The following is a 24701-nucleotide window of genomic DNA, read 5'->3' as shown; positions in this document are numbered from 1 at the left end:
ATTAGTCCCTTTATATTAGTCACTTTAGTCACTTTAGTCACTTTATCTTAGCTATTTAAAGCTATTGTTCAGTTTGATTTTTGATCTTTTAGACGCCTAAGTTGATGAATTTCAAAGTTCATAGGGACTTTTACTATCAATAAGGGAAAGGGCTAAGTCTTTTTTATTGTTCGTCATAATGAACAATAAAAATTTCACATAAAATGAAAAAAATAATATATTTTCCGTACAAATAAGTAATTCTTAATCAATAAAACAATACAGCTATGACCGCTTTGTTGACTATCAAGATGAAGGTAGTTCAACGTCTAACGAACACTATAAACAGTTCGAAAATCCATTGATGTTAACGTCCGCTATCGTATCCTAGCCGACTTAAATTGAGGGAGATATTAGTCACGATTTCAGACCGCTTTAGGCTCCAAGTTGCCATTTTGAAATAAAGTTCCAACGGCAGTAATGAGCTTAAACCAGCCCCACAAACAAGTAGTAAGTTTTAGTTAAACTTACCCCGAATATGATCATAGTTTCTCAAAAGCTTAATGACCGCTTTTGGCTAGCTGAAGAAGTCTCTAATAATCACTAGCCCTATGTTAACAAAGATACGAGCTGACATTAGCATCGATAGCTGTTTGGAAGTTTAGAATACGTTGAACTACCTTATCTTGAAAGGCGACTAAGCCACCAAAGCGGTCATTGATGTTTTAAACAAAAGTGACTGCTTCTTCCGACAAAGAAGTCATTAGGTATTATTGAATCTTACGACAACAGCTAGCCAAAAACTGACATTAGGTTTTGAGCTACTAAAAGCTATTCACAACCTATAGCGGTCATTATCATATTGATCTTGTGAATATATTACCTCTTATATTCCAAATCGGATTTCGTTCTGATAATCTAAATTATCGGAAGTCAACTAATATAAAATATAATAGGCTAAAATTGATTTACTGATTCCAATAGTTTATCACTGCAGGAAATATACATCTAAGTATATTGTTTGCACCAAACAATATTTATGAACATTAATACAACCAATCTAACCTTATACTCACATCATTCTCCACAAGAAATGTAATTATAATGTAATTACATTGTTAGCAAGCAGGTGTTTATGTATTGACTATATTGTAAAACTCAGTATATTCCATTCCAAAAATAAACATCAGTTCATTATACAAGGATAAAGAATGAAAAAAATTTTACTCTCAGTATTATTACTTCCTATCGTAGTAGAAGCATCTACATGGGATGTTTTGCATAAATGGGAGGTACCTTCAAAAGAGGTTCAAACACAAGAGATCGTCTGGAATACATATTCGAGCCAAGTGGAAAGCTTCCGTGAGAACTACAATAAACAAGAAAATCAACTTTGGCGATTAAATAGTAATACTGCTACTGATACTGGCACACTTATACGAGCCCACCAAAGTATTGACTATGCCGATAATAATTATTTTATCTTTGGAGATAGTATAACGGTTTTACCTGATTGTATTTATGGACTTTGTTCAACCTTTTTGGAAGCAAATAAAACCCTACCATTGTCACACCCAAAAACCTCTTCTGGGAACGTTAACATTGATACTAACGGCAATAGTTTCTCTTCATGGGGAACATGGGCTGGTGCAACTGATGGTGAATACGCTATGACAGTTTCATTTGCAAAAGTAACAAGTGACTATAAAGTTAATACTAAAAATTATACTCATGTATTTATATATAATTTAAATACCAGTAATCTCCCTGCTAATGGTACGACTTTGAATCCAATTCGGGCATTTCGTATCTCTCCAGAGCATAGTCTTAATACATCCGTTCAAGGAGCTGAGATTGCTAACGGCAAGGTCTATATTCAACTCGGTCTTTATGAAAATTATGACCACGACCATCGGAACATTATTTTAGAATATACGATGGAAGGAAAATATATACAAACACATGCACTTGAAGCTAAGAATGTGATTAACACCGGGAGTACAGAACAAACTTACCCTGACTACTTAAAAGTAGAGTACGAAGGTTTAATGGAGAAGGATGGAAAGATATATGCTCAAGTTTTTTATGAGTATGGTTTTATTGAGCAAACAAAAACTTATAAAAGTTTAGTGTATGAAGCAATAGATTCAACACGTACTATAGGGACCAGGGTTAAATTTGTTAATAAGGCAAAACCTAATGGTCCATCAGATCCTAGGAAAATATGCATTGACGGTGAAAGCTCTACTTTTACTGCGTGGAAAGGTCAAAATGTTCAAGCTTTCTACTGTGATGGTGGGCCTGATCAATCGTTTGAATTATGGCGGGACGGAGAAGCTTTAACGCCTTTAACTATAGGCTTTAATAGTGTCATCCCTGAATATGATATGTACGGGAATGAACTATGGTTTGAGATACGCCCTGTTTACCCGACTTCGACTCCTCTTTGCTTAGACGCAAGTGGTTATTCTGGCAGTAAAAAAGCTAATGTGCAGTTTTGGTATTGTCAAGATTTACCAGATCAAAAATGGAAAATGAAAAATAATGGTAGTCTCATCAATAAACAAAAAGGTATGTGTTTAGACATTGCAGGTTACAAGGGGGAATCAAATAGAAATATGCAGCTTTGGACTTGTGATTATTACTCAGACCAGTCTTGGAAAGTTGAAACGAAGTATTATTAAAAGTTAACACTATAAAACCGTCGATAAAAACTATTATCGACGGTTTTTTATTGCTTATACCTCTTTTGAAAGCATAACTTGCTAAATAATCTTATGACTCCTTTGTCGGATCACTTGTCGCTAGATAAGCCAAGGCTAAGGTCTTCTTTCGTATCTTTGCTGACTATTTTAAGGTCGATTCTTTATTAATAAAAAGGTCGTCTATGTAACATAACCTGAACTGTGTTGATGATTGCTCTACTTCCGCTTATGGCTATCAGTTGACTTAAATAATAGCCAACCACTAACGTCAACACTACGCACATCGATGTCATTAACTTAAGGTTAATTTATGCATTTACAATAAGTTAGCTAATTGCTAACCTGCCTATGAATTAAAAATAGAGATAAATCCCTAATGAGCTGTTCAGTATTTAATTCAAATAGTACAAAAACCAACCAATAAAATTCATTCAACTGAATTTTTAGAAAATCACCGTAAAAAACCTACAGATTTCACTCGAAATCGCACGCTTACTTTTCCTCGTTTAATGAGTTTTATGTTGAATGCGCTTAATGGTTCAATTCAAGCTGAACTTGTTCGGTTTTTCAATGTTATCGACGATAGCTACTTATCAACAAAGTCTGTTAGCACCGCAGCTTTTTGTAAAGCCAAAATGAAACTATCTCATCAGGCATTTATTGAGTTAAATGATGATTTGGTTCAAACGTTCTATGAAGCGGCAACCATTGATGAATGGCAAGGCCATAGACTGCTAGCTGTTGATGGCTCAGTCACACAATTACCTATCTCTAACAAACTACTTGAGTATTTTGGTAAAGCTCGCCCACATGCCGCTATGCCTCATGTTCGTCTTTCACAACTTTATGATGTTAAAAATAATATTACCCTAGATTTACAGGTAGAAAGCCATTCAACAGGAGAGCGTGAAATGGCGCTAAAGCATTTAAATAAAACCCAAACAGGTGACTTAGTCGTTTATGACAGAGGTTCTCCTGCCGTTTGGTTTTATAAGTACCATATGCTAAAGAATGTTGATTTTTGCATGCGCATTGTTAAAAGATCTAATGTTGTTAAAGCTTTCTTAGAAAGTGAGAAATATAGTGATGTCGTTGATTTCCCTTGTGTTGAAAAATCTCTTCGTAGATGTAGAAAAGATAAGATATCGACAGAATCACTACAGTTAAGGTTAGTGCGAGTTGACCTGCCATCAGGCGAGCCAGAGATTTTGGTTTCATCATTAACAGATATACAAGCTTATCCTACTACTCTTTTCGCTAATTTATATCACCAACGCTGGGGAGTTGAAGAAGATTTTAAAGTATTGAAAAGTCGTCTTAATATTGAGAATTATTCTAGTGTTTCTATTGAAGGTGTTTTACAAGACTTACACGCTAAGCTATTAACTAAAAACCTTGCAGCTTCTGCGATAAATCAGCTAAAGGATAACGTTGTCAGACTCATTATGAAGCTAGCTGAGCTTGAGTTATACGAACTGATATTAAGTAAAATATCAAAGAATTTAAGTGCTATTCGACCTGACCGGAAGTTTTTTCGACAAGACCGTAGAAACAAAACAAATAAGTACCCAATGAATTATAAACGTATGTGTTAAATCCTTAAGTTAATGACATTGCTACGCACAATGGCGACCTTTCATAGAACCTAAAAACCGCCCAGCGTGAGTATATAGTAAAAACCATGTCTATCTAAGCTTAGTGGCAATAGTGATCATCAATGGTCAATCTCATTTGGTGATTAGTAATATCAATCATTATGCGCAGTCACTTCTTTACTCCACTGCATGCGGCAACTCAATAACGAGTCGATCACATTTTAGAGCGATGATGTCATTTTTCACAAGAACACCCATTTAGTTCGCGCTTAAACTAACTTATTCTTCGTCAGGCGTATAAGTAATGGCTTTATTAGCAATTGAATATGAAAACCCTTTGGTGGCTGTTAAATGACGTAGAGCTTTTTGCTTTAACTTTATATCTGAGATAGGTTCTTCGCCAAACTTTCTTATTTTTAGCGCTAATGCTTTATCAAAATAATCATCTTCTGTGGTTTCAAGTTCGTTTACGCAGTCATTAATCGTTGCTGATTGAAAACCTTTTGCGTAAAGCTTCTCTTTTATTTTATTTGGACCTATCTTACTCTCGGCAAGACTCATCGTGAGCCTTTTTGCATAACGGGCATCGTCTATAATTTCATGTTCAATTAAATAATCTAGGGCGGTTTGATTAAACTGTGTATCCTCTTTAAATAACAAATTTGCTTTTTGCAGTAAAAATTTTGCTGAATAATCGCCATATCTCTCGATCATCCACATCATATATGATTGAACGCGTTTATAAGAAATCTCTTGAGGCTTCGTACTTTTTTTACTTTTATTGTTATACATACCGTTACTTTTTATTAATGAACGTATATCGTTCAACATTCAACTGAAACACCCTAGAACTGATGTTTTTACATTAAAATCGCAGTAATATACTACCACGCTTTCAATGCTCTTAGTGTTCACCTAAGTTTCTAGTACATAATAATACCTTTAAGCAAAATGTAATCAATTAAAACCAACAGCATATAAATGTCATTCTACTTTATGTAATGGGCAACCAAGCGCGCTAAATTGAAAGCGATATATAAATCACTTATATTGACAAAGACTATATTTTTGCTTCTTCACCTGAGCTTGTGGTTAAATGCGCATCAGGAATTGGAATAAACTCATAACTTGTCAATCGATTGATCGTGTTGACTCTACTGACTTTCTCGTTAAACAATATAACTAGCGCGAAATAATAACCCTCACAAATACATTATTAAGAATATTATGGCAAAAGATAAAACAACTTATGTTTGCACTGAGTGTGGTGAAAATCATCCTCGATGGTTAGGTCAATGTTCAAGTTGTTCGGCTTGGAACAGCATTACAGAATTTAAAGAGTCCAAGGTTATAACACAGCGCACACCGAGTAAAAACGCTCACCGAGGTTACTCTAAAGAAGATGCAAAAATAGATAAATTGAGTGAAGTCTCTGATATGGACTTAACTCGATTTGATACCGGTAGTTCTGAATTCAATCGAGTGTTGGGCGGTGGTATTGTTGAAGGGTCTGTTATTCTTGTAGCAGGCGACCCAGGTGCAGGTAAAAGTACATTGTTGTTAAAAACATGTGCTCATTTAAGCCAAATCGGTAAATCTTTATACACCTCAGGTGAAGAATCTAAAGGTCAAGTAAGAGACCGAGGCTTAAGATTACAAGCCGACATTTCTAAAATTGACATAATGAACTCCGGTGACGTTGAGCTTATCTGTAATGTCATGGTCACCGACGGTTATAAGTTCCTGGTTGTTGATTCTATCCAGACGGCATTTATTAGTTCACTGCCCAATTCTCCTGGCGGTGTTACTCAAGTCAAAGAATCAGCGGCTATGCTAAACCGGCTAGCGAAAGAGCATGGTGTTACCGTTATATTAGTTTGTCATGTTTCTAAATCTGGAGATATGGCTGGGCCTAGAGTACTTGAGCACATTGGCGATTGCATGTGTAAAATAGAGCCTGAAGCTGACAGTAAATACCGAACACTTAGAACCTCTAAAAACCGATTTGGTGACACCACAGAAATAGCCACTTTCGCCATGACAGCCAAAGGTATGCAAGATGTTGTAAACCCGTCGGCCATCTTTTTGGATAAAGATGGTGCTGAATCGAGTGGAAATATGGCCTATGCATCAAATGATACCGGCAGAACTTTATTAATCAATATACAATCACTTGTTACTGAGTCTCAGGCTGAGAACCCTATTAGAGGTGGTGTCGGCTTTGATTATAAACGCATGCAAATGCTGTTAGCCATATTGAGAAGTCGTATGGGAGTCAATATTGGTGGTAATGATATTTACGTAAACGTGGTCTCAGGTGTTAATTTAACCAAAGATGTTGGCTCGGATCTGCCTTTGATCCTCGCAATGATATCTTCATCAAGAGAACATAAATTTTCGGTCAATACTATCGCCTTTGGAGAAATAGGTTTAGACGGCAGTATAAGACCCGTGCCTTCAGGTGAAGAGCGTGTTAAAGAAGCTATTCGTAACGACTTTAAAGTTATTATATTACCTAAACGTAATTACAATAAACGTTTAGAAACTAAAGGCGTTACCTTGATACCCGTATCTCATGTTAAAGACGTGCTAGAAATTTTCTAACACTAGTCTTTGTACGTAAAAATAAAGATCATCAACCTAGTTAACTAATAATTAAGTTTGCTGATCTCTGTTTTTGTGATGAATAGTAGATGCTGTATCTTATATAAAAAAAGATGATGACAATGGTTGGAGTATGAAAAATCTCAGTATTTCATCACGCTACTTATAAAGGCGTATCACTCTCTTGGCCTGTTTTATTATTGAAGATAAAAAATTAGGGGTAAAATAGCGTTAAATACTACCACTCAGTCAACTGCTGCATTTCTTTCAATCGACCGCGTTGCATAACTAGAGCTTCAAACAAATCATCTACCGATGAGTTATCTGAACTTAGTCCAGGCAATGCTATGCTCGCCTCAGCAAAGAAACATTGGCTTTATTAACTTTTTAATAACATTACAGGCTCTGCTCTTTTTAACAAGGCTGGTTGTTTGGTTAAAGCCGTGGAGTCATCAAGCCAAGCAATTTGCCACCAGTGTTGAATGCTTGCTTTTGCCTGTTTAAGTTTTTGCTCTGTCGGGAGTCGATCACTTTTTTGGTTGTTAATACGGCTGTCAGTTGGCAGCAAATTCCATAAGTCGTTATTAGGCCAACGAGCAAAAGGCATACTATGGTCAATATCATATTGTTGCTTTAATGACTTTTGCGACCAAACACATCGGGTCTGCTCTTGTGCTGGCAAGACCTCTTTTAGCGGCTCAAAACGATTACCTACTTCAGTTGTTGTCGACTTAGGCTCTAACCAGTTTAGGGCTTGGTGCAAATGGTATTGGTTTTCAAGCGATTTATAATGACTATTGCCCGCATAACTTGCCATGGTTTTTACCCACTCACTAACGAGTACAGGCTCAATCTAACAAGCATAACGATAAAAGGCTAACCACGTTGCTTCTGGCAATGAGAATTCGCCCCACGGTGCTAGTGTTTGTAAATCAAGAAATATACTCTCTTTAGGCTTGACTGTTTTACTGGCAACCTCGAAAACAGATTTGTGACTATTGGGCTGAGTAATAAAGCGACACGGTATTGTTTTAATGTTGCTAACAGCGGATGTAATTGTTTTGTGCAGTGCTATGGCATCATCACCGGTAAATAAATTACCAATACAATAATCAGAAGCGGTTCGATGCGTTAACTTGTGCCCCCATTAGCTTTCATAAAGCCCATGTTGGGACTTTTATTGGGTGTTTGAAATATCTTATGTGTATCAATTAAGTCTTTATATTGATGACACCAATAAAGAGCAATTAAGCCAACAGGCAATATAACGCGATCGCCCTCTTGCCTGAGCACAGCGCCAGAGTGACCGTCTGCAATACGCAATACACTATTAACAAGGCAAGCTCATGGGTAGCTGATTTACCCTCGTTTACAGCTACGTGGCGAATAAATGGAAATGCGCCCGTACCTTAATTCATCCGCACAACCGTTATGTATTTTACGCGTTTGGCGTTCTTCGTCTGTTTGTCCGTGTCGAAGTGATATAACCAGCTTTCCATCTGGCTTTAATAGATTAGCCAGTTTACGAATTGAGCGAGCACAATCACTTATTGGAATATGCATCCATACTGCGCTAAGTAGTATTAAATCAAAACTGACTTCTTATTTAGTAATAATGCTTAATGCGGATAATGAGTTAGTAATCCACTTTACATTGAGACACGATGTATGACGTGCTCCAAGCTCTGCCAGTATATTTGCAGGCTCAACCGCAAACACTTGAAGTTGTTCTCATCATTATGAGTTTTTATCGCACATTCGGTGATGTACTTAGCATATCGACCTAACCCAGCACCAATATCGAGAATACGCGCATAAGGATTTTTATAGTACCCCACAATAATTGGGATCAGCTTTGAAAGACCTCTTCGAAAGATTTTGAAAGGTATTGTTGGGCTAATTTATTAGCATTGTCATTATAAAATTGTAGTGCCAATTACATCATCCTAATGCGCCCTGCTGTGCAACTTCATCCTTGTTACTTTTTAATTAGTTGTCATCATGTAAGAATACGGCATTAGATCCTCAAAAGAAAAAACACTCATCATACAACATTTTTATCATGCTACATTTATAGTTAATTGTCTCTAATCACCTGTAAGGTAATTAATTGTATTTGGTCAACTATAACTTAGCTAAGTAATGCTAGATATTTCGCACCTGAAGATGAATAAAGCCAAATTAAAGCACCAATGTTAATAGTAAGGGTTATCCAAAAAACATTTTGAAATGCTTTTTTTGATGATTTATGTCTTAGCAGTTGTTGCGCTATTGCCGCACCTGCCCACCCACCAAAGAGTGAAAAAAGGTGCAAGGTACTTTCTTGAGTGCGCCATCCCCCTCGTTTTGCTGCTGATTTATCCAAAGCGTACGCAAAAAAAGTAATGACAATCATACCTAAATAACCCAATAATAAATATTTAGGGAATAGCCCAAAAAAATAAACAGCTATTATCGTTATTAGAAATATGATCGCTAAATAAATAGAAAATTTATTGGCTTTTTTAGCTGAATTTTTCTTTAATTTTTCACCCGAAAAAGTAGCCTCGCTAACACAATAGCGTCCGGTTTTATCTTTGGCAACTGAAAAGGTAATGACATCGTTAATTTGTGGAGTACGACTTCTATTTGATAAGGCTGTTTTATGAATAAAAATATTGTCTCCACCTCCGTTTGGTGTAATAAAGCCAAAGGCTTTATCTGCATTCCATTGAACAACTTTTCCTTTTAAACGCATTTATTCGTCCTTGTACTGGCAACTGACAACTGGCAACTGGCAACTGGCAACTAATTATAGTAGCACCTAAAATATAACTTATTGCTTTTACTTATGAAACCTTATTATCTTATTCGTTAACAGCTAAGAAACTCATTGATCAATTTATACTGAAATATTTTCAAACTACAGGTGTTCATAACTATTTCGCATTATTTAACTCACCAATTCTGGCCATTTTATTTTGGCGGTATCGAGACCATTTTTACAGCTCATTGGTTCATTACCTTTATAGTTTCTACATCCCCAAAACTCACCACGTTTACTTGAGCGCAACACCATTTCAGCATGACATTCTTTACACGTCGGTATGACACCTTTACAGGCATCATTCAAACAAAACTTAAAACCTGGGTGACGTTTTCGCGTCATTGGACTTTGGCAGCTAGCACAGGGTTCCTCTTTATGCTCGCAGCGAGGAAAGTGTGTACATGAATAAAAATCGCCAAAGCGCCCTGTTCGTTTCTTTAAGATGCCTGTTTCACAAACCAAGCAGTTGATCTCATCTATAAATAATTGACTGGCTGTGCTGTCAAATTCATCAAGTTCGATGTTATGACCGCTGGCAAGCTCTTTAACAAAACAGCTTGCTTCAGTCATATCGGCAATAACATAAACCCTATCTTTAGCCCTCGTTAGGGCAACATAAAATAATCGTCGTTCCTCGGCATAAGCAAAGGCTTCTTTTTTCGCGAGTAAGGCGTCAAGTAAGGCTGGTGTTATTTTTTCTGAAGGGAAACCATGAGCACCTTTTTTGAGTCCAAGAATAATGACATAATCAGCTTCCTTTCCTTTAGAAGCATGAAAAGATTGAGATTCAATAGTTAATAGCGGATATTGATTATTTAACCGATTAAGATCGACTTTATCTGGTAATTGAAACCAAAAACGCGCTAATAAGTAAACACTCACGGTTTTACACGCTTTAGCTGAAATAGCCGCTAAAACATCATCGATTGCACCATTAGCCATTTCATCAACAATACCTTTTTTTGAAGAGTTGAGTGCGCCATTCTCTCGTTTAAGTAATGAAACTGCAGGTGCTTTAACTTGTTTTAATGATTTTATTTTTTTCTTAATTTGTGCTGGATTTTGGCTAATAAAGTCTGTTGCCACCTTGCCTATTTGGTTATTAAATCGAAAGGTTTGGTCTAAAGCTGATTGAGTGGTAACGCCAAAGTAATGAGCAAACCCTGTGGTCAAGGTAATGTCAGCGCCACTAAAGCGATATATCGCCTGCCAATCATCACCAACAGCAAAAACTGAACAGGCTTTATTATTGTCACGTAAGGCTTTAACTAACCGTGCTCTTGGCTCCGATACATCTTGAAATTCATCGACCATGATGTAACGCCATGGCGAATTAAATTTACCCCCCTGCACATACGCTAATGCTTTATTAATCATATCTTCAAAATCAATTTCAGCGCGAGATGTTAAGTGTTCATCATAAGCGGTTAAAATCGGTTTAAGCAACGTTAAAGCTTTTGTAGTCTGCTTTTGATCAGAAGAATTTATGATCACATTATTTTCTAACGAATGGTCTAAACACGCGGCTTTATAAAGTCCTACTAGCTGACAAAACATTTGGGCAAGTGTTGTTATCCGCCCACTTTCTTTTAAATTTTCGAGTATCGCTTCATCAGGGAGTAAGTCAAATTTAACTTGATGAGCATTAAAAAATGATTCTAAAGCGCTAATTAACTGCCCTTTTTTATGCTGAGCATAGGTAAATTCAAGACAAAGAGTGTTAAATTTTTTATGGGTGTCTCGTTTCCACTCAATAGAGGTGTGATATTCACTTTTATTGATGTAAGGCGCTGTATTCCCGTTCTCATCTACCCCGTAATATTCAATATAAACATTAAGCTCAGGTAGAAAAAAGTCTGGTTGGTATTGTCTGCGCTCGATTGTTTTTACATCATGAACGTAGCTCGCTTCATACTGGTATTCTATACCGTGGTTAAATAACCAATTGGCAATATAGAGCTCACCAAAACTTTTAACCTTCTCTCCTTTTAAACTACGAATATCATTATCATTTAAATATTGGTAATACTCACCTAGGCTTTTAAAGTCAGAATCATTACGTTCAACGTAATAGTATTTACTGAAATACTCTATAATAAGTTGACGATATTGGGCCTGCTCATTAATCAAGGTTTCAAAACATCTTTGGATCCACTTAGCTTTTGCTTTTTCATCTTCGGCGAATACCGATAAACTAGGCTTTTTTCCCTCAACTTGAGCAATAATATTAAGGCCTAAACGATGAAAGGTCGTTGCACTAATTTTATTAGTCGATAATTTTTCTTTTATTCTTGTATCCATTTCATCAGCCGCTTTTTGGCCATAAGCTAATAATAAAATGTCACTATGCTGCGCTTGTTGGCTGTTAAGTAAATAACCGGCTCGGCCAACCATCACACTGGTTTTACCTGTTCCTGCGCCAGCTAACAACAAGTTATTATTATTGTCGATAATACAGGCCCGCCGTTGACATAACGTTAAAGGATTAGACTCGACACGATCAAAAAAGGCTTGGTGGGCTTGAAGCTGTTGCTTGATATAACGTTCACGACAATCGTCTATAGCCTGCTCTTGCCAGTGATGGTAATTCGACAGCTGCTGCAGCTGCTTATCAACCAAGGGCAGTGCTTTGCTGGTGTTAATCCAAGGAAACCAACGTTTGAGTTCTTTATTGACTAATGACTGAGTAACATCAATAGTTGACTGACGTAAATAGCGAGTGGTAATAATTTTTTTGATGGACGTTAATAAGGCCTCAACTGGCTTAATATTGGCTAACGCCCAAAGTTTATCACACTGACTCTTCTGTTCGCGTTTAGCATTGAAAGCAAGCATACTAAAAGCATAACTTTTATCTGCCGTTTCCAATGTCATTATGTACCCAAAAAAGCTGATATGAAACATTGGCGGTGTTATGAGTTCTTGCCATTTAATTTGGCTTAAGGTCTTTTCAACATCAATAGATAAGCCGATCTCAGTAATATTAATTTTCGTATTTTTACCAATAAAGCGCCCAAAAACACTTGAAGATATACATTTCATTTACAGCACAAACCTAGATATAGAAAAATTCGACTTACCCTAAGCTGTAATTCTACCACTAGTCTAAAGGTAATTCTGTGTTCAGCAGACCAAATTTCATATACGCTCAACAAATACTCGCGTTTAAATTTTATAAAATAATAATCTACCGCTGATCTGTTTGTTATTTATCCCCTCTGCATTAACCATATAATTTTTTTGGCTACTGAGGCTGCTCATATTAGATATAACAATTAACAAGAAACAATTAACAAGACACTCATCTTAAATTGAACAAGTTTTACCTTTGTACTAAGCTAAAGTAACCAAGCTATTTTATCTTAGGTGAGTTATGCCCACACCAAGGAAACAACAAATCAGTTTAGTAGACACTCCTTATTACCATTGTGTGGCGCGTTGTGTTCGACGCGCTTTCTTATGTGGTGAAGATACCTTTTCAGGTCAAAGCTTTGAGCACCGGCGAGATTGGGTGGAAGACAAACTCCATTTTCTAACGCAAGTTTTTGCGATTGAGGTTTGTGCCTATGCGGTGATGAGTAATCACTATCATGTGGTGTTATTTATTGATGAAGAAAAAGCGAAGCAGTGGACAATGACTGACGTACTTGTGCGCTGGCACCGCATACACAAAGGTACGTTACTGACCAAACAATATTGCAACGGTGAGCGCTTAGCTCAACCCTTACTTGATGAGGTTAATGCAACCGCGGAGGTCTATCGAAAACGCCTGATGAAAATCAGTTGGTTTATGGGGTATATCAATGAAAGTATTGCAAGAGCGGCTAACCAAGAAGATAACTGCACCGGTAGATTTTGGGAAGGACGCTTTAAATCCCAAGCGTTATTGGATGAAGCTGCGCTAGCGTCTTGTATGGCCTATGTTGATTTAAACCCTATTCGAGCCAATATCGCAAAGACACCAGAGAGCTCTGCCCACACCAGCATAAAACTTCGTTGTAAAAAGGCAAGAAATGGCCTGCAGCCAAAGACCCTATTTCCCTTTATTGGTAACCCTAGAAAAAACACGCCAAAGGGTCTACCTTTTGAACTCGCCGACTACCTTCAATTAATTGCGTTAACTGGCCGCTGTATTAGCGGGGATAAAAGGGGTTTCATCGAACAAAAACAACCAGAGATACTCAAGCGATTAAATATTTCAGCGGACAACTGGTTAATCATCACCACCGAATTTAGAACACAATTTCATGGTGCTATCGGCCACGAAGATGTGTTGAGTGATTACTGCGACCATCAGCAATTAAAGCGACGACATAACTTAAGCCATTGTAATAAACTCTTTGCTTGAAGACATTAAAAATAGGTGTAGATTATGAACCCATGACTTTGGGTGAATAACCTTGCCAAAAAATTGTCATTTTGGAAGCAAATTGACTACATTTTCCTTTAACACACGAATATATTGTCAAAATATCTCTTATAGGTGAGGACTCCATAAATGTTGAAGTATATTTGTCATATGTTTAGCTTTTTAACATGAGTGTCTTATTAATTCTTCTGGTGATTACTAGCCCTTGGCTAGATTTAACCTCTTCTTTACAAAAGAGTAAAAGTCACCTCATTAGTTTTTAATAGATTGAAAAAAAACAAAGAATTTACGGTTGAATATGGTATTGAAATTGATAATGATGTCTGGAGAGAAATTAATACTATAGATTTAAGTGTAATGGTTGAAAACTCTGAGCGTTCGAGAAAATATGATGGAGGTAATTAAAAACCTTACTGGTCCTATTGTATAATAGAATGGTTTTGTCGATAGTATGGCAAAACGCCACTCTTTTAAGATAAAAACACTTTGGAGAATTTTATTATAAAGCATCTTAGCTGCACTAAACAAATTGCTGAACTTCCTCAGAAAGAGTTGCACCAAGCACAGCTTAAAGAGGCAGCTATTGCAATTAGTATTAATGGCATTAGCCAAGCGGTAATGATGGCATCTCCTGAGCATTTGAAAGACTTTGCACTTGGCTTTAGTTTAAGCGAAGGTTTAATTCATTCGGTTAACGAAGTTTTAAATATCATTGTTCATTCACATGTCTCTGGATGGCAAGTTGATATTCTGGTTTTAGCACGAGTTCAGCATCGATTAAAGCAACGACGTAGAACAATGGCTGGGCCAAGTGGCTGTGGCCTCTGTGGCCTTGACTCTATTGAAGCTGCTATGTCATTAAATCAGCCTCATCAAAAAGAGGTGAAATCGTTTCAATTACCCTCTGAGAAAATTATTATTCAAGCAAGAGATGCCTTACCTAGTATTTTAAAAAAATCGGGGAGTATCCAAGGAAATCATTGCGCTGCATTTTTTGATTTATCTGCTAAAATGATCGCCTTTCGAGAAGATGTGGGGCGCCATTCAGCGTTAGATAAATTGCTAGGTTGTTTGTCGCATAAAAAACGACTGACTCATGATGGTTTTGCTTTAATAACAAGCCGCTGCAGTCATGATTTAATTGCCAAGGCAGCTCGCTTATTACTAACAACGTTAGTCACGCTAGCACAGCCGACTGACTTAGCTGTTAATTCAGCTCGCACATCACAAATAGCCTTATTTTGCTTCCAACATGGACAACTAAAACGTTACGCCTAATAAAGGATTTATATGTCTAAGTCATCAAAAAACAATCCTGCCTATTCTCCACCTGCTGGTGGTTGGGGAGCACTAAGAAGCTCAGCTAAACACTTAATTCAAAGTGAAAATGCCGCGAAAAGCGTTAAAGCATTACTCAGAGCAAATCAGCCAGGTGGCTTTGATTGTCCTGGTTGTGCATGGGGTGATTCTACCACTGCCGGGAAAGTAGACTTCTGTGAAAATGGCGTTAAAGCCATTGCATGGGAAGCCACCAGTAAACGTGTTGATAGCAATTTTTTCAAACAGTATTCAATAACAGAATTACAACAATGGGATGATCATTCACTAGAGAAAAGTGGCCGTTTAACCCAACCTATGTATTACGATGGAATAAGTGATCACTACCAGCCAATTGATTGGCAAGAAGCTTTTAAAGTAATTGGCACTAGCCTGCAGCAACTTTCCTCCCCCAATGAAGCATTATTGTATACCTCTGGTCGAGCGAGTAATGAAGTGGCTTACTTATATCAGTTATTTGGTCGAGTATTAGGCACAAATAACTTTCCTGACTGCTCTAATATGTGTCATGAAGCCTCTGGCATAGGCATGACAAATAGTCTAGGTACAGGTAAAGGTACGGTGACTATGGACGACTTTTCTAAAGCTGACGCCATTTTTGTCTTCGGCCAAAATCCAGGCACTAATCATCCTCGTATGTTGGGAACCTTGCGTGAGGCAAGTAAACGCGGAGCTAAAATTGTCTCCGTGAACAATTTAAAAGAACGTGGATTGCAAAAGTTTTCAGACCCACAAAGCCCAAAAGAAATGATCTTCTTAACGGGGACTACCATCAGTCAATATTATTTCACCCCTCGCTTAGGCGGAGACATGGCGTTATTACGTGGCGTCGCTAAATGTTTATTTGAAAAATTTGAGCATGATAAATCAGTGCTCGATATCGACTTTATCAATAAACATTGTCATGGTTTTGAAGCATATCAACAAAGTGTCGCGGCAAGTGAATGGGACAAAATTCTCAAACAATGTAGTTTAACTCGAGAAAATATTGAACAAATAACAACAATATATGCCAGCAGTAATAAGGTTATTTTCACCTGGGCGATGGGTATTACCCAACACCGCCACTCTGTCGCTACAGTGCGAGAGTTATTGAACGTACTAATGCTCAGGGGTAATATTGGCAAAGCAGGGGCTGGCGCATGTCCGGTACGCGGTCATTCAAATGTGCAAGGTAATCGTACTATGGGGATCAATGAAAATCCGTCAATGGACTTTCTTGATGCACTAGAGAATCGTTACTCCTTTAATGTTCCTCGTGATAATGGCTTTAATACCGTTGAGTCTATTCATGCCATGCTTGAGGGTAAGGCTAAGGTATTTATTGCCTTAGGCGGTAATTTTTCAGCGGCAACACCCGATACCACACGTACTCACAAGGCCTTAAAAAAGTGTGACTTAACCGTACAAATCAGTACTAAATTAAATCGAAGCCATGTGATAACAGGTAAACGTGCGCTAATTCTCCCGTGCTTGGGCCGTACAGAAATAGATCGTCAATCTTGCGGTGAACAATGTATTACGGTAGAAGACTCAATGAGTATGGTGCACAGTTCAACGGGTCAAAATGAACCAGCAGCGAACACTCTTCGTTCAGAAACAGCTATTGTTGCTGCAATAGCCATGGCATCAGTAGGCGATAAAATAGTCGACTGGAATACGCTGGCCGGTAATTACGGGTTAATTCGTGAAGAAATAAGTGCTGTTATACCCGGTTTTGATGACTATAACTCCCGAATAAAAGCAGGTAGAGGTTTCCACCTAGAAAATTCAGCAGCACAACGTCATTGGCGTACTCCAATAAAAAAAGCCATTTTTAGTGATGCTAGATTACCAGACCAATTAGTACATGAGCGTGCACAGTTAATGACTAAAAAGCCAGTACTAACGCTGCAAACACTGCGTTCACACGATCAATACAACACCACTATTTATGGAATGGATGATCGTTACCGTGGTGTATATGGTGAACGTGACATCATCTTTATGAGTGCAAAAGATATAGATAAACAGGTATTAAAAAATGGAGATCATGTAAAAATAACAACGGTATCAAACGATGGCATAGAACGTTCGCTCTCTAATTTTAAAATTGTTGAATACCTTATCCCTCCAGGCTGTGTGGCTGCCTATTATCCAGAAACAAATCCCTTAGTGCCGTTAGAAAGTATTGCTGATGAATGCGGTACCCCAACATATAAATCGATACCAATATCTATTGAAAAAATGGATAACCAACAATAGGTCTTAGCTAGATATACCAGTTACCTATCAAGAACGATAAAATAGGCTTCTTGATTAGTAAACGACAGAGTTAAATTTATATAGCTGAAAAAACTACGAGGCGCGACTGATGTGGCCTAATAACAAACCTTTAAGCGATGTACTTTACTTCGTACCTCACTCAATGACATGCTAGGGTAATATCCTAATGTTAAGCGAATAGGCTTATTATTAAATTTATATCTCTATTGCTAAACAACTTTACCTTTTAAATACCCTAAGACTTATAGAGTCTCGATCAGAGACCTCAGGGGGTTATCTTAATGTTTGTCCTGTAGCTTCTTTAATTCTTTTTCTGTAAGCTTCATATTTTCTGCAGACACATAAAAAATTTATGTTGGCAGCTGTGTGTATAAAAATTTAAAACATCATTTAATGACAATAAAAAAACAATAACAAACAACAGTAGATTGATTAAAGGCCAGTAAATACGGATGACTAAACAATATTCTCCAGTAAAGAACGATACCAGTAACCAAGCTACGACCCTTTGGCACGATTATGAAACCTACCTTAATTTAAAAGGATAGAACAAGTAATTCTCTCATGGGCTCACACGTGGAGTCACATCGTTAATTTACTACCGAATCATAGAATAACACCGCATATTTCAATCAGAATCAAGTTTTATCTGTCCCTATAGCCTGACAATTACACTTGCTATTTTGCAATAGATATAATTCATAATCATTTAAGTACTGTCTTATAAACTCTTCTGCAAATTGCTTATCGTTTTGAGTAATTATCACTCTACTTCCTGCTGGCGCATTAACTTTCTTAGTTCTTTTTTCATCGCTTTGTTTCTTAAAATAGGTATGGAGATATTATTCAACTTCTTCTGAACCACTTGTGAGTTTTAAATCACCGTCAAAACTAATAATGTGGTCGTATACGCTGTTGATTTCGGTAATTGTAATTACTTGGGGTTAAGTTAGTAACTCGATATCATCAAAACCAACCAATACGATACGCTTAGCTTCCCAAATACCATAGTTACCAAGAGCACTAATTTTTATTTCATTTGTAGTACAATTATTTTTTTCTTAACGATTCTATTCGATGTATTTCAAGTAACCCTTTAACGAACAAAGGAAGAAGCGTAACGTTATAGCTTTTTGGAAGGGCAAACTATTTAAAAATATCTTCAAAAGTCATCGGTATTCATCTATTAGGTAAATCATAAATGAATAGTAAAGATGTATTACGACATTATTGATCGCATAGCTCTTCCTTTATTAATCAAGCTGCCAAAATGTTTGATACTTTTCAGCTAACTCTTTACTTTCGGGTTTATTATACACTTCGGCTACTTCACCCCAGCTAGATTTTCGACTTTTATCTCTTTGACTACAGTCGCAACTATTATCATAGAAAACACTTCCTTGACGGAACATAAAATAGAAAGATTCATTACATTTTGTACATTTTTTTACAGCCCAAACTTTTATTTTCTTAATCTCTACTATTTCGATGAAATCATCAGGTATTTTTGTCATTTTTTGCTCCAAATAAAAATATTTAAAGTGTTACTTTTGTACATTAAATTTATTAGCCAATCATTTTGATACTTTCAATCACTTGTTTAATTATATAGGTATTTCTAGCTCTTCTTGTTTTTACATAAGCCCTAGCATTAGGGTGAAAAGTCCTGAATGATATAATATTTTCATGCTTCCCAGAGAAGCCAACCTTTGCGACTTCTTTCTTTGTATCGGCATAATGAGTATTGGATAAAGTGACATTAAACCTTTGCTTTAGTAGGTAGTCACGATCACTGCCAGTGTTAAAAATAATTACGTCAGGTTTTAAGATATCTAATTCTTGTATATGAACACTGAAACTTTCTTCTTCTAACTTATTAATTTTTTTTGTAGTTGCCCCACGAGAATTTTTTCCAATTTTAGATAAGTTATTCCATACAAAGCCAACATTATCACTACCAAGCTCTTTTTCTAAAGCGTCTTTAAAGTACTTAAAATTTGATTTATTCCAAAAAGGTCTTTTGTTTTTAGCTTTAGCAGCTTTTTTAGTTGTTTCATAAAAATAGTTAAAATAAATATTTGCAATACCATCAGGGCTACGTTCTGAACCAATCATAGATTCACACCATCCATCTGTTTCTTGCCCAACTATCATCACTTTTATTTTAGCATTTTCATATTTATCATTTACCCTTATAAGTAATGGATGACTTGGTTTGCGCTTGTCACTTTCATTGCTCAATCGAACAGCATTACTTACTAAATCTGGCCAATATTTATTATATAAATCCAGTAGTTTTTCGTTCATTTTATAAATCCTTATATTGACTACCCCTATAATGCAGACATCTTATCTGCCATATTTTTAAATTCGCGTCGTAATTTTGGTGGAGGTATCACTTCAACTTGGTGACAAAAACCTAATAATCACACCTTAAATATTGTCTATTATCCACGGTAACAGTGAGTGAAGTGGTCAAGTAATATTGGCCACAGTTTTGTAGCTTAACTCATATCTTCTTTCTGATTCATTTGGGCTTATTCCACCGTTGTAAGTATGTGGCCTGGTCTTATTGTAATAATCTGTGATGTAAGCATTAACTCACTATCCGGTAAGTTTGAGATCGCCCCGCCGATAACTTTTCTAGAAAAAAAATCAAGGACAACGGCAAGATAAAACAAACGATCACCCGTCCAAATGTACGTCACACCAATAAGTATTAGGCTCAACAACGGCGAATTGACGTTTGAGTATATTTGGGATGGCCACATGATCTTGATTCACCTTCTTATATTTATGCTTAGGTATCTGACAACTCACTAAATCTAGCTCATTCATTAAGCTTCTTGCCCGATAACGACTTAATGGATAACCTTCATTCGTCACCAGTTCAGATAGGCTTCTAGCAGCCGCAGAGCCACCACTAAGTGCATGAAAGCGTTTAACATCAGCTCTTAATTTAATCTCTGACGAGCTTAAATTATTATCCCTGTTCACCCAATATTTATAACTGCTGCGATGTACTTTAAATACATCGCATAACGTAGTGATTGGATATTTTATTTTGTTGCTCTGATTGAGTTTCTCAATTAATAAGAATTGTTCAGGGAATCTGGCATCAACAAAGCGGTAGCCTTTTTTAAGATATCCTTTTCTAATTCAATGCGTTCAATCTTTTTTCAAGTTCACGTATTTTTAATTAATCGGCGGTCATCTGAGTCGCTTTAGGTTGTTTACCTTTTCGCTCTTCATTTAACTGTTTACCTATTTGCTAACGGTGGAATAACCAGCACCCATCGCTTTCGCTGCATCTTAATGGGTATAATCATTATCTACAACTAATTGTGCTGTTTCTAACCGAAATTCAGGACTAAAATTGGGACGTTTTTTCTTTGTCATTTGTATCACCTAACGTTTGACGTGATGCATAATAACACCTCTAAGTAGGTGGCCAAATTAACTGTGCCACTTCACAAACAACTGAAACCATTCTGGAATGGTTACTTCTTCTACTGGAAATTTAAAAGAATTTTTACCATGAAGAACTAATGTTAACTGGTAATTACCTTGTGAGACCTCTCTTAGAGTTGTGACGTGCTTTTTCATAAAAAAATCAATACATTCGTCTAACGTTGCGTTTCGAGTTGCTTTAGAACGTTTTTTTTGAACTGCTGGGTTGAAGCCATCATTTAATAATTGTCGTAACTCTGGTATCTTCTCACGCGCTTTTTTCAATGAAATGTCAGGATAACGTCCCAATGCAATGCGAGATGGTTTATCATGGTAACGGTAACAATATTGAAAAGTAATGATTCCGAACTCCAAAATACGCACACTTAAACTGTCACGGTTAGCTATATCAAAAGTTTGGATTGTTTTTTATTTAATAAAGATTTTAATTTTTAATCACTTAGTGCCATTTTTTACTACCTTATAATTTTTATCATGGGTACACACAAGAAATTTCCCGTGGGTACACAAATGGGTATGTTTTTATTTATAACGGTAGAAAATACGATGATATCCAATGTTACACAACAACACATAAAACAGAGTTAATCGGTTGATTTATATGAATAACAAAGAACGTAAAGTTACACAGAGTGACACTATGAACCAGCCAAGTATTTTGTGGCACGATTATGAAACTTTTGGCATATCGCCAAAGTTTGATAAACCGTCTCAGTTCGCCGGTATACGCACCGATCATGATTTAAACATTATTGGCAAGCCAGAAATGTTTTATTGTCGGCCGCCACAAGATTATCTTCCGCAGCCGGAAGCTTGTTTAGTTACGGGTATTACTCCGCAGAAAGCTCAGCAAGAGGGTTTATCTGAGGTTGAGTTCGCTGAACGTATTCATACGTTATTTACCCAACCTGATACCTGCGTTGCTGGCTATAACAGTATTCGTTTTGATGATGAATTTACCCGTTATCTGCTTTATCGTAATTTTTACGACCCTTATGCCCGGGAATGGCAAAATGGTAATTCTCGTTGGGATATTATTGATATGGTGCGTGCTTGTTATGCCCTTCGCCCTGAAGGTATCAACTGGCCAACCGTTGAGCGAGATGGTGAACAAGTGGTTAGTTTTCGTCTTGAGTTACTAACTAAAGCCAATGATATTGCTCATCAAGCCGCGCATGATGCGATGAGTGATGTTTATGCCACTATTGCGATGGCAAAGTTGATTAAAGAAAAACAGCCTAAGCTTTATGATTTTATTTTTAATCTGAGAAATAAAAAGCAGGTTGCTGAATTAATTGACGTTTATAATATGACGCCGATTGTGCATACCTCGAGTAAAATTTCATCTGAGCACGGTTGTACCAGCTGGTTCGCCCCTTTTGCTTATCATCCTGTTAATAAAAATGCCATTATCGCCGTAGACTTAGCGTTAGATCCACAGCCATTATTTGAGTTAAGTAGCGATGAAATCAAAACGCGATTGTATACTCGACACGATGAATTAGCCGATGACGAATTACCCATCCCCATAAAACTTATTCATCTCAACAAGTGCCCTATTGTTGCGCCAGCAAAAACATTATTGCCTGAAAATGCCGAACGTTTGAAGATCCCTCGAGAGCTTTGTTTAGCAAATTTGGCTAAGTTAAAACAGCATTTAGAAGTAAGAGATAAATTAGCAGAAGTTTTTGCCGCCGAAGACTATAGTGACCAAGCAAAGCCAGACGCTGAGCACTCTCTGTATGGAGGTAATTTCTTTTCGCACGGTGATAAAGCACAAATGGATATTCTACGTGAGCTTTCACCTGAACAATTAGCGACTCACCCGTTTATTTTTCAAGATGAACGATTAATGCCTTTATTGTTTTTATATCGAGCCAGAAATTATCCATTAACCTTAAGCAGTGCTGAACAACAAAAGTGGCAGCAACGTTGCCAAGACAAAATTCAGTTTGGTGGTAAAGGCTTATTAAGTGCTGATGAATTTATGATCACGTTAGAAAATTTAGCGCATGAACATGAGAGCGATACAGGGAAAATGAAGGTGCTTAAAGCGCTTTATCAATACTTACAGTCTTAAAGTTACCTTGTTATTTATGTCGTATTTCATATGAGGTAATTACTCAATAAAAATGGAGCCTAATCGCTCCATTTTTATTGATAGCATGAAAGGCGCTGACCTAAAATGAATCGCCAGGAATACGTACCCAACCTTCCATTAATACCCGAGCACTTCGGCTCATTACGGCTTTATCAACAATCCAGGCGCCATTAACTTCACTGGCTTGTGCGCCCACTTTAAGCGTGCCTGATGGATGACCAAAAGTCACAGATTCTGAGCCTTCACTTGTAGCATTACCCGTAGCAAAAGCAACTAAGGTGCCAGGAATAGCGGCTGCTGCGCCAATAGCGACTGCCGCTGTGCCCATCATCGCATGGTGTAATTTACCCATAGACAATGCGCGAACGTGTAAGTCAATATCACTTGCTAAAACAGCTTTACCACTTGAGGTAACATAATCTTTAGCTGGTGCAACAAAAGCAACTTTGGGCGTATGCTGGCGAGCCTCAGCCTCTGAAAGTTCAGTAATTAAGCCCATTTTAATCGCGCCGTAAGCACGAATCGTTTCAAAACGTTCTAGTGCCGCAGGGTCGCCATTAATAGCTTCTTGTAACTCGGCGCCGGTATAACCAATTTCATCTGCATTTAAAAAGATGGTTGGAATACCTGCGGTGATCATCGTTGCTTTAAAAACACCAACACCGGGCACCTCTAGGTTATCAACAATATTTCCAGTAGGAAACATTGCCTCTGATGGGTCAACGGGCGCTATAAATTCAACTGGTACTTCTGCTGCAGGGAAAGTAACTCCGTCGAGCTCGAAATCACCGGTTTCTTGTACTTCACCGTTGGTGATAGGTACTTGGGCAATAATCGTTTTCGAGATGTTTTTTTGCCAAATACGTACGGTACAAATTCCGTTTTCAGGAATACGCGTTGCATCAACAAGGCCAGAATTAATCGCAAATGAGCCAACCGCAGCGGTTAAGTTACCGCAGTTACCACTCCAATCAACGAACCTTTTATCGATAGCGACTTGACCAAATAAATAATCAACATCGTGATCAGCTTGGTTTGATTTTGCTAAGATAACTGTTTTACTGGTGCTTGAGGTTGCGCCGCCCATACCGTCGGTTTGTTTGCCGTAAGGATCTGGACTACCAATAACCCGTAGCAGCATATTATCGCGTGCATTGCCTGCAACCTGACAACGTTCAGGTAAATCAGTTAAATTAAAAAATACGCCTTTTGAAGTACCGCCACGCATATAAGTAGCAGGGATTTTTACTTGTGGTTTATGAGTTTGAGGAACAATAGACATATAACACCTTCATTGGTTTATTACTTATTCTTTGTCAAGAATATACGACCTAAAAATATAAAAGCAACAACTTAGACCGTCTAAGTTGTTGCTATAGATATGAGTTTAATGACTAAACGAATTATTTTTTATTGAGAACAAGGTGGAAGTACGGAGCTTGGTTGACCAAGTGAGTACTTCCAACGA

Annotated in this window: 17 protein-coding genes and 1 pseudogene; 7 read left to right on the top strand and 11 right to left on the bottom strand. The window is 37.3% G+C overall.

Annotated features, from left to right (window positions below; genetic code table 11):
* Positions 1-1190: 1190 nt before the first annotated feature.
* Entirely contained in the window at positions 1191-2663 is a 1473-nt protein-coding gene (locus tag H4J52_RS09110) for an RICIN domain-containing protein (protein ID WP_182179779.1), read from the top strand.
* Between the two features lie 416 nt (positions 2664-3079).
* Complete coding sequence (locus H4J52_RS09105; RefSeq protein ID WP_310649981.1) at positions 3080-4279, top strand: IS4 family transposase; 1200 nt, start codon at positions 3080-3082, stop codon at positions 4277-4279.
* A 279-nt stretch (positions 4280-4558) separates the two neighbouring features.
* Here the strand turns inward: H4J52_RS09105 and H4J52_RS09100 are convergent, their stop codons facing one another.
* Positions 4559-5110: a regulatory protein RecX gene (locus tag H4J52_RS09100; protein ID WP_259367845.1), complete on the bottom strand. Its 552-nt coding sequence runs from the start codon at positions 5108-5110 to the stop codon at positions 4559-4561.
* A 396-nt stretch (positions 5111-5506) separates the two neighbouring features.
* Here H4J52_RS09100 and radA point away from each other — a divergent pair, with 396 nt between their 5' ends.
* A complete protein-coding gene (radA, locus tag H4J52_RS09095; protein WP_182179777.1) occupies positions 5507-6883 on the top strand; it encodes a DNA repair protein RadA in 1377 nt (458 codons plus the stop codon).
* Between the two features lie 379 nt (positions 6884-7262).
* Here radA and H4J52_RS20460 read toward each other — a convergent pair whose 3' ends face one another.
* From H4J52_RS20460 to H4J52_RS09080, 5 genes are all read right to left on the bottom strand, one after another.
* Positions 7263-7700, bottom strand: a complete 438-nt coding sequence (locus H4J52_RS20460) for an HNH endonuclease domain-containing protein (protein WP_404851979.1) — start codon at positions 7698-7700, stop codon at positions 7263-7265.
* 314 nt (positions 7701-8014) lie between these two features.
* Positions 8015-8206 (bottom strand): hypothetical protein, encoded by a 192-nt coding sequence (locus tag H4J52_RS20455; RefSeq protein ID WP_404851978.1) that lies wholly within the window; start codon positions 8204-8206, stop codon positions 8015-8017.
* 36 nt (positions 8207-8242) lie between these two features.
* On the bottom strand, positions 8243-8446 hold the full coding sequence (locus H4J52_RS20450) for a hypothetical protein (protein ID WP_404851977.1): 204 nt from the start codon (positions 8444-8446) through the stop codon (positions 8243-8245).
* Between the two features lie 568 nt (positions 8447-9014).
* Complete coding sequence (locus H4J52_RS09085) at positions 9015-9620, bottom strand: DUF1294 domain-containing protein (RefSeq protein ID WP_182224553.1); 606 nt, start codon at positions 9618-9620, stop codon at positions 9015-9017.
* Positions 9621-9815: 195 nt separating this feature from the next.
* The gene (locus H4J52_RS09080; RefSeq protein ID WP_182224552.1) at positions 9816-12731 is read right to left on the bottom strand and encodes a UvrD-helicase domain-containing protein; all 2916 of its coding nucleotides are present in this window, start codon (positions 12729-12731) and stop codon (positions 9816-9818) included.
* Positions 12732-13062: 331 nt separating this feature from the next.
* Here H4J52_RS09080 and H4J52_RS09075 point away from each other — a divergent pair, with 331 nt between their 5' ends.
* The 3 genes from H4J52_RS09075 to H4J52_RS09065 all read left to right on the top strand — a co-directional run bounded on the left by H4J52_RS09075 (position 13063) and on the right by H4J52_RS09065 (position 17640).
* Positions 13063-14037, top strand: a complete 975-nt coding sequence (locus H4J52_RS09075) for a transposase (RefSeq protein WP_182179771.1) — start codon at positions 13063-13065, stop codon at positions 14035-14037.
* A gap of 507 nt (positions 14038-14544) precedes the next feature.
* Positions 14545-15336: a formate dehydrogenase accessory sulfurtransferase FdhD gene (gene fdhD, locus H4J52_RS09070; protein ID WP_182224551.1), complete on the top strand. Its 792-nt coding sequence runs from the start codon at positions 14545-14547 to the stop codon at positions 15334-15336.
* A 12-nt stretch (positions 15337-15348) separates the two neighbouring features.
* Complete coding sequence (locus tag H4J52_RS09065; protein ID WP_182224550.1) at positions 15349-17640, top strand: FdhF/YdeP family oxidoreductase; 2292 nt, start codon at positions 15349-15351, stop codon at positions 17638-17640.
* Between the two features lie 1274 nt (positions 17641-18914).
* Here H4J52_RS09065 and H4J52_RS09060 read toward each other — a convergent pair.
* The 4 genes and pseudogenes from H4J52_RS09060 to H4J52_RS09045 all read right to left on the bottom strand — a co-directional run bounded on the left by H4J52_RS09060 (position 18915) and on the right by H4J52_RS09045 (position 21519).
* Positions 18915-19175, bottom strand: coding sequence for a hypothetical protein (locus H4J52_RS09060; RefSeq protein ID WP_182179766.1), 261 nt, complete (start codon positions 19173-19175; stop codon positions 18915-18917).
* Between the two features lie 52 nt (positions 19176-19227).
* The gene (locus H4J52_RS09055; RefSeq protein WP_182179764.1) at positions 19228-19968 is read right to left on the bottom strand and encodes a hypothetical protein; all 741 of its coding nucleotides are present in this window, start codon (positions 19966-19968) and stop codon (positions 19228-19230) included.
* A 168-nt stretch (positions 19969-20136) separates the two neighbouring features.
* Positions 20137-21060 (bottom strand): annotated as a pseudogene (locus H4J52_RS09050) (IS3 family transposase).
* Between the two features lie 57 nt (positions 21061-21117).
* Entirely contained in the window at positions 21118-21519 is a 402-nt protein-coding gene (locus tag H4J52_RS09045; protein ID WP_339379709.1) for an Arm DNA-binding domain-containing protein, read from the bottom strand.
* Positions 21520-21733: 214 nt separating this feature from the next.
* Here H4J52_RS09045 and sbcB point away from each other — a divergent pair, with 214 nt between their 5' ends.
* Positions 21734-23212, top strand: a complete 1479-nt coding sequence (gene sbcB / locus H4J52_RS09040; RefSeq protein ID WP_182179760.1) for an exodeoxyribonuclease I — start codon at positions 21734-21736, stop codon at positions 23210-23212.
* Positions 23213-23312: 100 nt separating this feature from the next.
* Here the strand turns inward: sbcB and prpF are convergent, their stop codons facing one another.
* Entirely contained in the window at positions 23313-24515 is a 1203-nt protein-coding gene (gene prpF, locus H4J52_RS09035) for a 2-methylaconitate cis-trans isomerase PrpF (protein ID WP_182179758.1), read from the bottom strand.
* Positions 24516-24701: the final 186 nt, after the last annotated feature.

Origin of the sequence: Colwellia sp. MB02u-14, from assembly GCF_014076915.1 — a bacterium.
In the GTDB taxonomy this organism is placed as follows: Bacteria; Pseudomonadota; Gammaproteobacteria; order Enterobacterales; family Alteromonadaceae; genus Colwellia_A.
Note: the sequence above shows the minus strand (reverse complement) of the source record. Positions and strands in the feature narration are given on the sequence as shown.

What these genes read in the sequence shown, in the direction of transcription:
- H4J52_RS09110 (WP_182179779.1), top strand. Translation starts at nt 1,191, where the DNA reads ATGAAAAAAATTTTACTCTCAGTATTATTACTTCCTATCGTAGTAGAA.
- H4J52_RS09100 (WP_259367845.1), bottom strand. Translation starts at nt 5,110, where the DNA reads ATGTTGAACGATATACGTTCATTAATAAAAAGTAACGGTATGTATAAC.
- radA (WP_182179777.1), top strand. Translation starts at nt 5,507, where the DNA reads ATGGCAAAAGATAAAACAACTTATGTTTGCACTGAGTGTGGTGAAAAT.
- H4J52_RS20460 (WP_404851979.1), bottom strand. Translation starts at nt 7,700, where the DNA reads ATGGCAAGTTATGCGGGCAATAGTCATTATAAATCGCTTGAAAACCAA.
- H4J52_RS20450 (WP_404851977.1), bottom strand. Translation starts at nt 8,446, where the DNA reads ATGCATATTCCAATAAGTGATTGTGCTCGCTCAATTCGTAAACTGGCT.
- H4J52_RS09085 (WP_182224553.1), bottom strand. Translation starts at nt 9,620, where the DNA reads ATGCGTTTAAAAGGAAAAGTTGTTCAATGGAATGCAGATAAAGCCTTT.
- H4J52_RS09080 (WP_182224552.1), bottom strand. Translation starts at nt 12,731, where the DNA reads ATGAAATGTATATCTTCAAGTGTTTTTGGGCGCTTTATTGGTAAAAAT.
- H4J52_RS09075 (WP_182179771.1), top strand. Translation starts at nt 13,063, where the DNA reads ATGCCCACACCAAGGAAACAACAAATCAGTTTAGTAGACACTCCTTAT.
- H4J52_RS09065 (WP_182224550.1), top strand. Translation starts at nt 15,349, where the DNA reads ATGTCTAAGTCATCAAAAAACAATCCTGCCTATTCTCCACCTGCTGGT.
- H4J52_RS09060 (WP_182179766.1), bottom strand. Translation starts at nt 19,175, where the DNA reads ATGACAAAAATACCTGATGATTTCATCGAAATAGTAGAGATTAAGAAA.
- H4J52_RS09055 (WP_182179764.1), bottom strand. Translation starts at nt 19,968, where the DNA reads ATGAACGAAAAACTACTGGATTTATATAATAAATATTGGCCAGATTTA.
- sbcB (WP_182179760.1), top strand. Translation starts at nt 21,734, where the DNA reads ATGAATAACAAAGAACGTAAAGTTACACAGAGTGACACTATGAACCAG.
- prpF (WP_182179758.1), bottom strand. Translation starts at nt 24,515, where the DNA reads ATGTCTATTGTTCCTCAAACTCATAAACCACAAGTAAAAATCCCTGCT.